We start from the raw sequence: 11,664 nt of genomic DNA on the forward strand, positions 1-11,664 counted from the left end.
AACTGTGCGCCGCGCATGTCTGTCGGATTGCCCATTCCGTGTCTCCTGGTTGTTTTGCGTCGAATGGCTCGGGGGCTGTGTCGATGTCTGCGGGAACCTCGCGATCGATCAGCGTCTCGCGAGCGACGAATCGTCGAACGCGATGACGGTCTGCTTTTGCGTGCCGAGTCCTTCGACGCCGAGTTCCATCACGTCTCCAGGCTTCAGGTAGCGCTCCGGCTTCATGCCTAGACCGACGCCGGGTGGCGTGCCCGTGGTAATCACGTCGCCCGGTTGCAGCAGCACGTGACGGCTGACATAGGACACGATCGTGGCGAGACGGAAGATCATGTCCGACGTCGAGGAGTTCTGAATCCGCTTGCCGTTCAGTTCGAGCCACAGAGCGAGGTTCTGCACGTCGCCGAGTTCGTCGGGCGTCACGAGCCACGGGCCCAGCGGGCCGAAGCTCGGGAACATCTTGCCTTTCACCCACTGGCCGCCGTGTTCGAGCTGCATTTCGCGCTCGGAAACGTCGTTGCACACGCAATAGCCCGCGACATGATCAAGCGCGCGTTCCTCCGGCACATACAGCGCGCGCTTGCCGATCACCAGCGCGATCTCGACTTCCCAATCGCACTTGACGGAGCCGCGCGGCAGAATCACCGGATCGTCAGGTCCGGAAATGCACGACGGCGCCTTGTTGAAAATGATCGGCTCCTCGGGGATCGGCGCGTTGGTCTCGATCGCGTGCTGGACGTAGTTGAGACCTATCGCGATGAAGTTGCCAGGCTGCGCGATGCACGACCCGAGCCGGGGGGTGCCGGGCACCACGGGAAGACTCGCGGGATCGGTGCGCAGTAGCGTATCGATCCCGCCCTGCGCAAAGAACGCGGGCGAGTAGTCGTCGACCACGGACGACGCATCCCGCAAGTTGCCGTGCGCATCCAGCAGACCGGGTTTTTCGTGGCCGGCGGGTCCAAACCTCAATAGCTTCATGAACGTTCCTTTATCAAGTGGCGTGATTGCGGCTCGCAAGCCGGCTGATTTCGAGCGTGTACACACCGGCGCGAGCGCCGACAGCCTGGCGCTCGCGCGCGGCGATTCCCGCCAGCAAGCCATTCAGTTGCTGGCGCGCGACTTCGAGCGTCGATGTCTCGACCAGCAACACACGTGGCGGCACCACGAACGCGCGCTCGCGAGCTTCGCGTGTATCGATGTTGCTGGCGGCCTCGTCCGCGATGAACAGGTGGGCGGCGAGCACGCCGGTGTCCGCAGTGATGCGCGGTGACTTGCCGTCGAACAGCGAAACGGCGTCGAAGCCGGCGGGCAGTGTCATCGTCATCACATGACCACCGGTACTCGACCCCGTGCTTCGCTCGACCTTGCAGATCGAGCGCGCGGTGTTGCGAAACGCCTGCACCGTCTCGCGGGTCGCGGGCGTCGGGTTGTTGAGCCGCTCCAGATAGGCCGGGCTCGTCAGAACGGCGACGTCGTCAGCTTCGTAGATCGTCAGCCATTCGGTCACGCCGCTGCCGCGGTAACGCCGGCCTCGCGCGAAGCCCGGCAACGCGAGCCGCTCGGGTATGTGTTCCTTGTCGTGCCATCGATAGAACGCATCGCGTGCCGATTCGATCACGTCGTTCCAGATCAGCACCGCTGCGTTGCCAAGCAGGGCCATCAGCGTTCTCCCTGGTTCAGTGAAGCGCGGTCATGCGTAGGCGTGAAGAAGTTCAGGATCGCTTCGACCTGGCCTGCGTGCATGTCCTGTCCCGTTACGATGCGCGCGCCTGCAGACCGCGCGAGCGCGACTAGCGCCGTGGGCTGCGCGGGCGGACGCAAGACGACGTCGCCGACGAGGCTTTGCGCGCCGAGTGGCCCGGGGTCGCCCGGCAAGCCATCACCCTCGTTCATGCCGACCACCGAAGCATTGACGACGCAATCGTATTGCTCGCCATTGCCAGCGGGCGCGACGGTGCAATGAGGAAAGTGCTCGGTCAACGCGGCAAGTAACCGCTGCGCGCGATTCACCTCCGGATCGACCAGCGAGATCGAGCGCGCGCCTTGCGCGGCAAGCTCCGCGGCGATTGCCGCGCCCGCTCCGCCGCAACCGAACAGCAACACGCGTTTGTCCGCGATCGGTGCAAGCCGCTGCGCCGCGTGCGCGAAGCCGACGCCATCGAACATGTCGCCGGTCCAGCTTCCATCCGGTTCACGACGCAACGCATTGACCGCACCGACGACACGCGCCCGCGTCGACACACGGCTCGCAAAGCCGAGCGCGGCCGCCTTATGCGGCGACGTAATGAGCAGGCCGTCGAGATTGCCGAGCGACATCAGGCCGCGCATCGCGGTATCGAAGTTCTCGCGGCTAGCCTGCGCCGCGACCAGCACCGCATTGAGGCCGGCTTGCGCGAAACACGCCGTATAGACCGAAGGCGAGCGAACCTGCACGACCGGATCGCCGACGATCGCAAAGAGCCGGGTAGCGCCGTCGATCGTCATGACTGCGTCTCCGTGTACCACTGCGCAATGCGCTCGGAGCGAAACCGGCGCGCACGCGCGAGCACTTCGTCACGAATGCCGAGCGGCGCGGGATCGAACAGACGCGCATCCATCGCCTTCAGATCCGGCGACACGTGCGGGCGAAATTCCATCTGCGCGAAGACGTCGCGTTCGACATCGACAGCGGGCGCGACTTCGATCAGTTCGAGCCCCTGCGCGCCGATCCTGAACACCGCGCGCTCGGTGATATAGAGCGCGGTTTGTCCGCGCTCACGCGCGAACGTCGCGTTGTAGCAGACCTGTTCGAGCTTGCGCACGAACTTCTTGTGACGGCCCTCCTCGCGAATGAAGGTCTGCCCCGCTTCCCAGCCGATATCCAGTCCGCCGGCCGTCAACGTGCCGCTGAAAATCACGCACTTCGCGTTCTGGCTGATGTTGATGAAGCCGCCGACGCCGATGATCTTGTCGCCGAAACGGCTGATGTTCACGTTGCCCTGCGCGTCGACTTCAGCGAACGACAGAAACGCGAGATCGAGACCGCCGCCGTCATAGAAGTCGAACTGGGAAGGCTGCTCGATCATCGCGGCGAAATTCTGCGCGCCGCCCGAGTCGCGGCCCGTGATCGGCGCGCCGCCGATCAGTCCTTGCTCGTTGGTCAGCACCACCTTGTCGAGCAGGCCCTCCTCGGCGGCAACGGTCGACAGTCCCGTCGACACGCCCGCACCGAGGTTGCAGACCGCGCCCGGATACAGTTCCAGCGCCGCGCGCCGCACGATGACCTTGCGCGGCCCGAACGGCAGCGGCCTGATTTCCGACAGCGGCACCCGCAGTTCGCCCGCGTAGCTCGGGTCGTAATCCGTCGCATAGGTCTGCCGCTGTTCGGGCACGACGACGACGAAATCGACGAGGATGCCCGGAATCTTCACCTGCTTCGGCGGCAATGTATTGCGCGTGGCCATGCGCTTGACCTGCACGACCACGATGCCGCCCGCGCGACGCGTTGCCTGCGCCATCGCTAGCATTTCGCCGAGCACGGCCTCCTGTTCCATCGTGATGTTGCCGTCTTCGTCGGCCGTCGTGCCGCGCAGAAACGCGACGTTGATCGGCACCGGCTTGAAGCGCAACCACTCTTCGCCGTCGAGTTCGATCAACTCGACGAACTCCGCGGGCGTCCTCGGGCTCTGTCTCGCCCCCTGCTGACGGGGATCGACGAACGTGTGCAGCCCCGTCTTCGTGATCAGACCGGGACGGCCGCCCGCCATCTCGCGCATCAGTTGCGACAGCACGCCTTGCGGAAACGTGTAGGCCTCGATGCTGTTTTGGGCGGCGAGTGTGACGAGGCCCGGTGAATCGACCAGCGCGCTCGTGATCGCCCTCCGCAGCAGTCCTTCATGCGCGAGATGACTCGCGCCGAGTGCCGCCCGGTCACCTACGCCGACCACGCTGATCGAGGTGAGATTGCGCGGCTGTCCCGCGTCGGCGAAGCGTGCTCCCACCGCGGCCAGCAAGGCCTCGGGCACCGCATGGCCGCCGCCTGAGCCGCTGATCAGAACAGCGTCCTCGTCTCGCACCAGCGAAGCCGCTTCGGTCGTTGAAATGATGTGCATGTCGCGTTTCCTGCCTCGTTGAGTTGAACCGGCCGCGTTGCGGTGGTCTGCATGCGTGTAACCAGTCACTTGAATGTAACCGGTTTCACGAAAGATGCAAAACGGTTTCACCAAGCTCCAGGGAAAACCACTAATTACGCTACAGAAGCCCATTTTTTCGAGTACATTGCACGTAACCGGCCATTTTGTAACCGGTTTCACACATACCCATCAGGAGCACGAGCATGGCCATCAAAGGCGTGGAGATCGGACAGGAATTCAGATTCGCCAAGACCGTCGGCGAAGCCGACGTGACGCTGTTCGCCGGATTGACCGGGGACTTCAGCGACACCCACATCAACGAGCAGTACATGCAGGAAAAGTCGGCGATTGGAACGCGCATCGCCCACGGCGCGTTGCTGGTCGGCTATATGTCGACGGCATCGACGATCAGCATCGCGCATGTGATCCATCGCACGGATCTCGACGAATTCCCCGTGTCGGCGGGCTACGACCGGATTCGCTTCATCCGTCCGGTGCTGCTCGGCGACACCGTCACGGTGATCTACAAGGTCACCGAAATCGACGAGGAGAAACGCCGCAGCACCGCGGACATGGAGGTCGTGAACCAGCGCGGCGAAGTCGTCGCGGCGGGACGTCATCTGATGAAGTGGGCGAAAAAGCTCGCGTCGAAATAATGCGGCGAAACGGGCGCCCGGCGCGCCCGCGCGCGGTCATGGCGATGCGTTTGCCCAACCGTCTGCCCAAAGGACCGGCCGGTATAATCGATGCGGAAAACACTACGGCAATCGATATGGCAAAGGCCGCGCGCCCCACCCGAACTGACCTGCCGCCGGCATCATCCGATGCAGGCCGGCCGGGTACCGCAACGCTACGCGACGTGGCGGAGCTTGCATGCGTATCGAAGGCCACCGTCTCGCGCTTCATCAATTCGCCCGAGATCGTGTCGCCGAGCGTGCGCGAGCGCATCCAGATCGCCATCGATCATCTGGGCTGGGTACCTCACGCGGCCGCGCGCGCGCTCGCCACGCAACGCACGGGCACCGTGGGCGCCGTGGTGCCCACGCTGGCCAATGAGCACTTCGCCACCGCAATTCAGGTGCTGCAGGACGAACTGGAAGAGCGTGGCTATACGCTGCTGCTCGGCTGCTCGGAATACGACCTCGATCGCGAGTACCGGCAGGTTCGCAAGATGCTCGAGCGTGGCGTCGATGCAATCGCTGTGGTCGGCGAAGGTCACCACTCCGACCTCTACCCGTTGCTGGAACAACGCGGCGTGCCGTGCGTGAGCACCTTCACGTTCGCCGCGAAGCAACGCTCGATCTGCGTGGGTGTCGACAACTACCGCGCGTTCTACGACGCAACCAATTATCTGCTCGGCCTCGGCCATCGACGCATCGCGATGATCGCGCAGAACGCCGATACCAACGACCGCGCCGCCGCGCGCCGCGACGGCGTTCGCGATGCGCTGGCCGAACACGGCATCGCGATCCATCCGGCGCACGTCGCCGAGGGCTATTGGGGCGTGCACGAAGGACGGCGGCTGTTCGGCCAGATCATGGCGGCACCGATCGCTCCGCCTACCGCGATCGTCTGCGGCAACGGATCGTTCGCAACGGGCGCGATGCTCGAAGCGATGGCCGCGGGCTATGATGTCCCGGGCAAGCTCAGCCTGATCGGTTTCGACGACTTCGAAGTGATGGCCGAGTTGCCCATTCCTATTACGACCGTTCGTGTACCCAGCGCGGAAATCGGCAAACGCGCGGCTGAACTGCTGATCGCGCAGCTCAGTGGCGAAGAGGAGGCGAAGAGCGTCGAATGCACGGCGACCTTGATCGTGCGTGAGTCCTGCGCGCCGCCGCATTCGGGCTGAGTCCCGTTCACCTGCACACTCAAAGCCACACGCTAACCCCGGTGTGAGCGGTTCAAGATTTGCGCACCTATCCGTCCGCCACGGTGATGCCAGCAACGGCGGCCGCGGCTGCCGCATTGGCGGCATTCGCCGAAGGCGAACTCATTCGACGGCATCGTCACACGCAGGTTCCGACTCGGTGAAATCCCTGGTCGGCATTTAGCCGCGTATTACCTCCCCCAGCGCGTCGCTCGCTATATTGCTTCACAACGGCCGCCACCTTACGCGCGCCGCAATTGCACGTCCACCCGCCATTCCCCACCCGATTCGAGAGGATACAAACCATGTCGAAACGCATTCTGATCATCGCCGGCGATTTCGTTGAAGACTACGAACTGATGGTGCCGTTCCAGGCGCTTGCGGCGGTCGGGCATAAGGTGGACGTCGTTGCGCCCGACAAGCGCGCGGGCGACGCGATTCGCACCGCGATCCACGACTTCGAAGGAGATCAGACCTACACGGAAAAGCGCGGCCACAACTTCACGCTGAATGCGGATTTCGCATCGGTGAATCCCGCTCAATACGACGCGCTGCTCGTTCCCGGCGGCCGCGCCCCCGAATACTTGCGGCTCAACGACAAGATAGTCGGCTGGGTGCGCCAATTCGCCGAAGCGAAGAAGCCGATTGCCGCCGTCTGCCACGGTGCGCAATTGCTGGTCGCGGCGGGCGTGATCGAAGGCCGGCGCATCTCGGCTTATCCCGCCTGCGCGCCCGAAGTCAAACTCGCGGGCGCAGAGTACGTGGCGCTCGACTGGCCCGACGCCATCACCGACGAGAATTTCGTCACCGCGCCCGCGTGGACCTCGCACGCGAACTGGCTCGCGCAGTTCCTTACACTGCTCGGTACGCGCATCACGCATTGAAGGAGTACGACGTGGCCAAGCTCATTCACACGATGATCCGCGTGCGCGATCTCGATCGCTCGCTCGCCTTCTATGAGACCGTGCTCGGCATGACGCCGAGCCATCGGCTCGATTTCGACGACTTCTCGCTCGTCTATCTGCGCAATGCCGAAGCCGATGCCGAAATCGAACTGACATGGAACAAGGGCCACGAGACGCCATACACGCATGGCGACGGCTATGGCCACGTCGCGGTTGCGGTCGACGATGCGCGCGCCGAGCGTGAACGCCTGCTCGGTCTCGGCTTCGCGCCGAAGGATCTGCGCGAGTTCAAGAACGACACGGGCGAACTGCTCGCGCGCTACTTCTTTATCGAGGACCCGGACAGCTACAAGATCGAGGTGCTGGAGAAGCACGGACACTATCGTTAGTCCGGCACTCGCCCGCGCGCAAGGATGCCCACAGTCCGCGCGCCAACATGGTAGGAGACGACGATGACTGGCAAGACCATTGATATTGCCCTCGACAAGCGAGCGGCAAGTGAGACGCGCGCGCGCATCGCGCTAACGCGCCGGGAATGGCTGAAGGGCACGGGCATTCTGATCGGCACGCTCGCGGTATCTTCCTCACTCGCGCTATTCGCACCTAGCCGCGTCTGGGCGCTCGAACTCCAACATCTCGACACGCATCAGGGCGCCGTGCTGCTCGCCATGACGAAGCAGCTCTATCCGCACAAGACACTCGACGACGCAGTCTATGCGCTCGTGGTGAAAGACCTCGATGCCAAGGCGCAGAGTAATGCGGCCGTGGGCAAGCAACTGGCCGACGGCGTGGCGGCGCTCGACCAGAAAGCGCCCGGCGGAGACTGGACCAGGCAGCCGGCCGACGCGCAGGCGCGCGACGTCGCCGCTATCACAGACACGCCGTTCTTCCAAACGGTGCGCGGCACGGCGGTGGTCTCGCTCTACAGCAACACGCTCGCGTACCAGCACTTCGGCTATGGCGCGAGCGAGGGCGACGGCGGTTATCTCTTCAAGGGCTTCAACAATCTCGCCTGGCTGCCCAATCCGCCCGAGCAGGACAGCGGCCCGGTTCCGGCGGCGTGACATCGGGAGACCCAACATGGCAACCTCACAAAGCAGCAAGCGCTTTTCGCTCAACGATAGCAACGTCGTCGTGATCATCGGATCGGGAGCGGGCGGCGGCACGCTTGCGAACGAACTCGCCCAGAAGGGCGTCGACGTGGTCGTGCTCGAGGCGGGCGGGCACAACACGCAGTCCGACTTCAAAACGGAAGAATGGGACGCTTTCAAACTGCTCTCCTGGCTCGACCCGCGCACGACCTCGGGCAGTTGGCGCGTCGCGCACGATTTCCCCAATCTCCCCGCGTGGATCTGCAAGACGGTCGGTGGCACGACCACGCACTGGGCGGGCGCGAGCCTGCGCTTCAAGCCGTACGAATTCAAGGCGCGCACGACCTATGGCGCGATCGACGGTGCGACGCTGCTCGACTGGCCCGTGACGCGCGAGGATCTCGATCCTTATTACGACCGCGCCGAAAAGAAGATGGGCGTGACGCGCACGAACGGCTGGCCGGGCCTGCCGGGCAACAACAACTTCAAGGTGATGTTCGCCGGCGCGACCAAGGTGGGCTATCGCGAATGCAACACGGGGCACATGGCGATCAACAGCGTGATTCGCGACGATCGCAGCCACTGTTATCAACGCGGCTTCTGCTTTCAGGGCTGCCGGTTCGGCGCGAAGTGGTCCACGCTGTACACCGAAATCCCGAAGGCACAGGCGACGGGACATATGGAATTGCGGCCGCACTCGCACGTCGCTCGTATCGAGCACGATGCGAAAGGCAAGGTGAACGCCGTGCTTTACTACGACGAAAGCGGCAAGCTGCAACGCCAGAAGGCGCGCGTCGTGGCGGTGGCGGGCAACTCGATCGAAACGCCGCGCTTGTTGCTCGCATCGGCGTCGAGCCGCTATCCGAACGGGCTCGCCAATTCGTCGGATCAGGTGGGACGCAATTACATGCGCCACACGACGGGCTCCGTCTATGCCGTGTTCGAGAACAAGGTCGAGATGTTCAAGGGCACTACGATGGCCGGCATCATCGAGGACGAAGCGCGCTTCGATCCGAAGCGCGGCTTCGCGGGCGGCTATCACATGGAAACGGTCTCGCTCGGCTTGCCGTTCTACGCAGCGTTCCTGAACCCCGGCGCGTGGGGCCCCGATTTCACGCAGGCGATGGATGCGTACGCTTACACGGCCGGCATGTGGATCGTCGGCGAGGACATGCCGCGCGCGACCAACCGTGTTACTCTGAATCACGACGTCAAGGATCAATACGGCTTGCCGGTCGCCAATGTTCATTTCGACGACCACCCGAACGATCAGGCCATGCGTGAACACGGCTTCAAACAGGGCACGGCCGTGTACGACGCGGCGGGCGCGAAGACGGTGTATCGCGTGCCGCCTTATCCGTCCACGCACAATCTCGGCACTGCGCGCATGAGTGCCCGGCCGCAGGACGGCGTGTGCAATCGCTTCGGGCAGACGCACGACATTCCGAACCTGTTCGTATCGGATGGCAGCCAGTTCACGACGGGCGCGGGCGAGAATCCCACGCTGACCATCGTGACGCTGGCGATCCGCCAGGCCGACTATATCGCCCGGCAGATGAACCGGCGCGTCATCTAGTTGGTTCGCGTAGCGGGGTGCAGGGCGCACCCCGCTACGTCATCACTTGCGAGGGAGGCTGATCGAATGTGCAATGTCTATGTCAACGCTGATCCAATCCTCTACGAGTCGCGTACGCGCGCTCTGCGCATTCATGGCGCCGTGACCACGGTAAGGCTCGAAAATCTCTTCTGGGATGTACTCCAGGAAATCGCCAATCGCGAGAACATGACGACGACCCAGTTCGCGGTGAAGCTCCATGACGAACTGTTCGCCTTGCGCGGCGAAGAACCGTTGAATTTCGCGTCGTTTTTGCGCGTGTGCTGTCTGCGTTATCTTTCGACCAGCGCCGCGCGCGACGAGGCCGCTGGCGACCTGCCGCGCACTGCTCCGTTTCAGCCCAGAGTCGTGAAGGCGACCGTGTGAGGGATTTGCGCGGCGTCGCCGTGGCTGGTTAATGCGGTGCGGTGCGGTGCGGTGCGGTTCAGTCACGCACCGTACTGCCTCGACGTGTCAGTCAGCCGATGCATCGCAGGCGCAATCGAGGGAAGACACGCTAACCGGCCGTTCCAGCATGGCAAGCCGTTGCAGCGCCACGAGGCCCAGCAGCGCGAGCCCGAGTCCCAGCGTGAAGTCGGCGTGAACCCCCGCACGGTCGACAATCGTGCCCCCCACTGCCGAGCCCACGGCGATCGCCACCTGGATGATGCTGACGAACATCGCCGACCCCGCTTCGGGCAAGTCTGTCGTGCCGCGTTGAATCCAGACGCTAAAGCAAAGCGGAAGCGCGCCGAACGCGATTCCCCAAAGCAGCATTCCCGCCGTCTCGCCGATCGGCGAATGTTCGAGCAGCAACATCGACGACATTGCACCCAATAGCAGCAGCACCATCGCGGCAACCGATTTCTTCAGATGCTCCGAAATCACCATCGACGTCAACGCGTTGGAGAAGAAGCCGATCAGACCGAATCCGAACAGCAGCAGCGTGATGGCGCTCAGCGAGAAGTCATGTTCGAGCAGCGGAGCAATGTACGTGTAGGTCGAGAAATGCGCGCCGAACACGAGCGCGACCATCACCATGCTCAGTCTCGTATGAGGCCGGCCAAGCAGCGTTTTGAAATCGGCGATCCGCAACGCCGATGCCGACGGTAACGAAGGCACGAGGAACGCCTGCGCCAGCAAGGCGAGCGACACGAGGCCCGCAGTGGCAGCGAACGCCATGCGCCACGAGGCAAACGACGCGATGAACGTGCCGAGCGGCACGCCGATCACGGTCGCGCAGGTGACGCCGGTCAGAATGGTCGCGGTCGCTTTGGCCGCGTCCTTCGCCTGCACGAGTCGGGGAGCCGCCGCCGTCGCCAGGGTCCAGAAGCCGCCCAGCGCGCCGCCGAGCAGAGCCCGTCCCACGAGCATGATCGCGAGGTTCGGTGCGATGGCGCACACGACGTTCGCGATCAGCAGTACCGCGGTGAGAAGCAGAAAGACGTAGCGGCGGTCCATGCGCCCCGCGCTGACTATCAGCGTCGGCGCCGATATTGCGGCCATCACGCCCGGCGTGGTGACCATCAAACCGGCGACACCGGTCGACACGCCAAGGTCATGCGCGATTTGCGGCAACAGCCCCACAGGTAAAAACTCGGCCGTGACGAACGCGAATGCGCTCACCGCCACAGCTATGACGGATAGCCATTGGGCCGCGGACGTTGAATCTCCTTCCAGGGATGCTGCGGTGGTAGGTGTGTCGATTTGCATGATGGCCTTGATGCCAGGATGAAGTCTGACACTTTAGGTGGGGTCTCACTTTGGAAAAAGAGTCGTCCGCTGAAAAGACTAGAAGGCGTGGCTGAACAATGCGTGGGCGGGAGAGGCAGCGGCGTGACTGAATTGCTATTCGCGCGAGTGACCGATGGCAAAGGCAATAAGGGCTCGCCTTCGCTAAGCGGATAAAACACAGACTAAAAGAAGGCGTCACAGCCCAATCGGTAACGACAGCGCCCATCTCCTGCCGAGAAATCGGCAATTTCAGGAGTTCAGGCGCGAAATCGTCTCGTCTTGCAATCTGCGCTCAGTAACATATGCTCCTTTTCAGAGCGCGCTTCAGATCCCTTTTTCGCGGCCACGGTGCAAAGGTCGT

12 protein-coding genes are annotated in these 11,664 nt (G+C 63.4%); 7 read left to right on the forward strand and 5 right to left on the reverse strand.

Annotation, left to right across the window (positions count from 1 at the left end; genetic code table 11):
- Positions 1-108: 108 nt before the first annotated feature.
- From L0U84_RS32475 to L0U84_RS32490, 4 genes are read right to left on the reverse strand one after another with little or no spacing between them, the layout of a single operon-like run.
- Positions 109-975 (reverse strand): fumarylacetoacetate hydrolase family protein, encoded by an 867-nt coding sequence (locus L0U84_RS32475; RefSeq protein WP_233856143.1) that lies wholly within the window; start codon positions 973-975, stop codon positions 109-111.
- Between the two features lie 13 nt (positions 976-988).
- Entirely contained in the window at positions 989-1,657 is a 669-nt protein-coding gene (locus L0U84_RS32480; protein ID WP_233856144.1) for a hypothetical protein, read from the reverse strand.
- Positions 1,657-2,481 carry a shikimate dehydrogenase family protein gene (locus L0U84_RS32485; protein WP_233856145.1) on the reverse strand — a complete coding sequence of 275 codons (825 nt, stop codon included), beginning with the start codon at positions 2,479-2,481 and terminating at the stop codon, positions 1,657-1,659. The genes L0U84_RS32480 and L0U84_RS32485 overlap by 1 nt, the downstream gene beginning before the upstream one ends.
- Entirely contained in the window at positions 2,478-4,088 is a 1,611-nt protein-coding gene (locus L0U84_RS32490; protein ID WP_233856146.1) for an acyl CoA:acetate/3-ketoacid CoA transferase, read from the reverse strand. Before L0U84_RS32490 ends, L0U84_RS32485 begins: the two co-directional genes overlap by 4 nt.
- A 224-nt stretch (positions 4,089-4,312) precedes the next feature.
- On the opposite strand from L0U84_RS32490, the gene L0U84_RS32495 reads away from it, so the two are divergent.
- The 7 genes from L0U84_RS32495 to L0U84_RS32525 all read left to right on the forward strand — a co-directional run bounded on the left by L0U84_RS32495 (position 4,313) and on the right by L0U84_RS32525 (position 9,956).
- Positions 4,313-4,765 (forward strand): MaoC family dehydratase, encoded by a 453-nt coding sequence (locus L0U84_RS32495; protein ID WP_233856147.1) that lies wholly within the window; start codon positions 4,313-4,315, stop codon positions 4,763-4,765.
- A 203-nt stretch (positions 4,766-4,968) separates the two neighbouring features.
- Positions 4,969-5,961, forward strand: coding sequence for a LacI family DNA-binding transcriptional regulator (locus L0U84_RS32500; protein WP_233856148.1), 993 nt, complete (start codon positions 4,969-4,971; stop codon positions 5,959-5,961).
- A 323-nt stretch (positions 5,962-6,284) separates the two neighbouring features.
- Entirely contained in the window at positions 6,285-6,863 is a 579-nt protein-coding gene (locus L0U84_RS32505; protein WP_233856149.1) for a DJ-1/PfpI family protein, read from the forward strand.
- Positions 6,864-6,874: 11 nt separating this feature from the next.
- The gene (locus L0U84_RS32510) at positions 6,875-7,273 is read left to right on the forward strand and encodes a VOC family protein (protein ID WP_129960088.1); all 399 of its coding nucleotides are present in this window, start codon (positions 6,875-6,877) and stop codon (positions 7,271-7,273) included.
- A 63-nt stretch (positions 7,274-7,336) separates the two neighbouring features.
- A complete protein-coding gene (locus L0U84_RS32515) occupies positions 7,337-7,948 on the forward strand; it encodes a tat (twin-arginine translocation) pathway signal sequence (protein WP_233856150.1) in 612 nt (203 codons plus the stop codon).
- Between the two features lie 16 nt (positions 7,949-7,964).
- Positions 7,965-9,551, forward strand: a complete 1,587-nt coding sequence (locus tag L0U84_RS32520; protein ID WP_233856151.1) for a GMC family oxidoreductase — start codon at positions 7,965-7,967, stop codon at positions 9,549-9,551.
- A gap of 66 nt (positions 9,552-9,617) precedes the next feature.
- Positions 9,618-9,956, forward strand: coding sequence for a ribbon-helix-helix domain-containing protein (locus L0U84_RS32525; protein ID WP_129960091.1), 339 nt, complete (start codon positions 9,618-9,620; stop codon positions 9,954-9,956).
- A gap of 87 nt (positions 9,957-10,043) precedes the next feature.
- Here the strand turns inward: L0U84_RS32525 and L0U84_RS32530 are convergent, their stop codons facing one another.
- On the reverse strand, positions 10,044-11,282 hold the full coding sequence (locus L0U84_RS32530; protein WP_233856152.1) for an MFS transporter: 1,239 nt from the start codon (positions 11,280-11,282) through the stop codon (positions 10,044-10,046).
- Positions 11,283-11,664: the final 382 nt, after the last annotated feature.

This window comes from Paraburkholderia sp. HD33-4 (assembly GCF_021390635.1).
In the GTDB taxonomy this organism is placed as follows: domain Bacteria; phylum Pseudomonadota; class Gammaproteobacteria; order Burkholderiales; family Burkholderiaceae; genus Paraburkholderia.

Coding starts and splice junctions, on each gene's coding strand:
- L0U84_RS32505 (WP_233856149.1), top strand. CDS start 6,285: ATGTCGAAACGCATTCTGATCATCGCCGGCGATTTCGTTGAAGACTAC.
- L0U84_RS32480 (WP_233856144.1), bottom strand. CDS start 1,657: ATGGCCCTGCTTGGCAACGCAGCGGTGCTGATCTGGAACGACGTGATC.
- L0U84_RS32530 (WP_233856152.1), bottom strand. CDS start 11,282: ATGCAAATCGACACACCTACCACCGCAGCATCCCTGGAAGGAGATTCA.
- L0U84_RS32525 (WP_129960091.1), top strand. CDS start 9,618: ATGTGCAATGTCTATGTCAACGCTGATCCAATCCTCTACGAGTCGCGT.
- L0U84_RS32490 (WP_233856146.1), bottom strand. CDS start 4,088: ATGCACATCATTTCAACGACCGAAGCGGCTTCGCTGGTGCGAGACGAG.
- L0U84_RS32495 (WP_233856147.1), top strand. CDS start 4,313: ATGGCCATCAAAGGCGTGGAGATCGGACAGGAATTCAGATTCGCCAAG.
- L0U84_RS32485 (WP_233856145.1), bottom strand. CDS start 2,481: ATGACGATCGACGGCGCTACCCGGCTCTTTGCGATCGTCGGCGATCCG.
- L0U84_RS32475 (WP_233856143.1), bottom strand. CDS start 975: ATGAAGCTATTGAGGTTTGGACCCGCCGGCCACGAAAAACCCGGTCTG.
- L0U84_RS32520 (WP_233856151.1), top strand. CDS start 7,965: ATGGCAACCTCACAAAGCAGCAAGCGCTTTTCGCTCAACGATAGCAAC.
- L0U84_RS32515 (WP_233856150.1), top strand. CDS start 7,337: ATGACTGGCAAGACCATTGATATTGCCCTCGACAAGCGAGCGGCAAGT.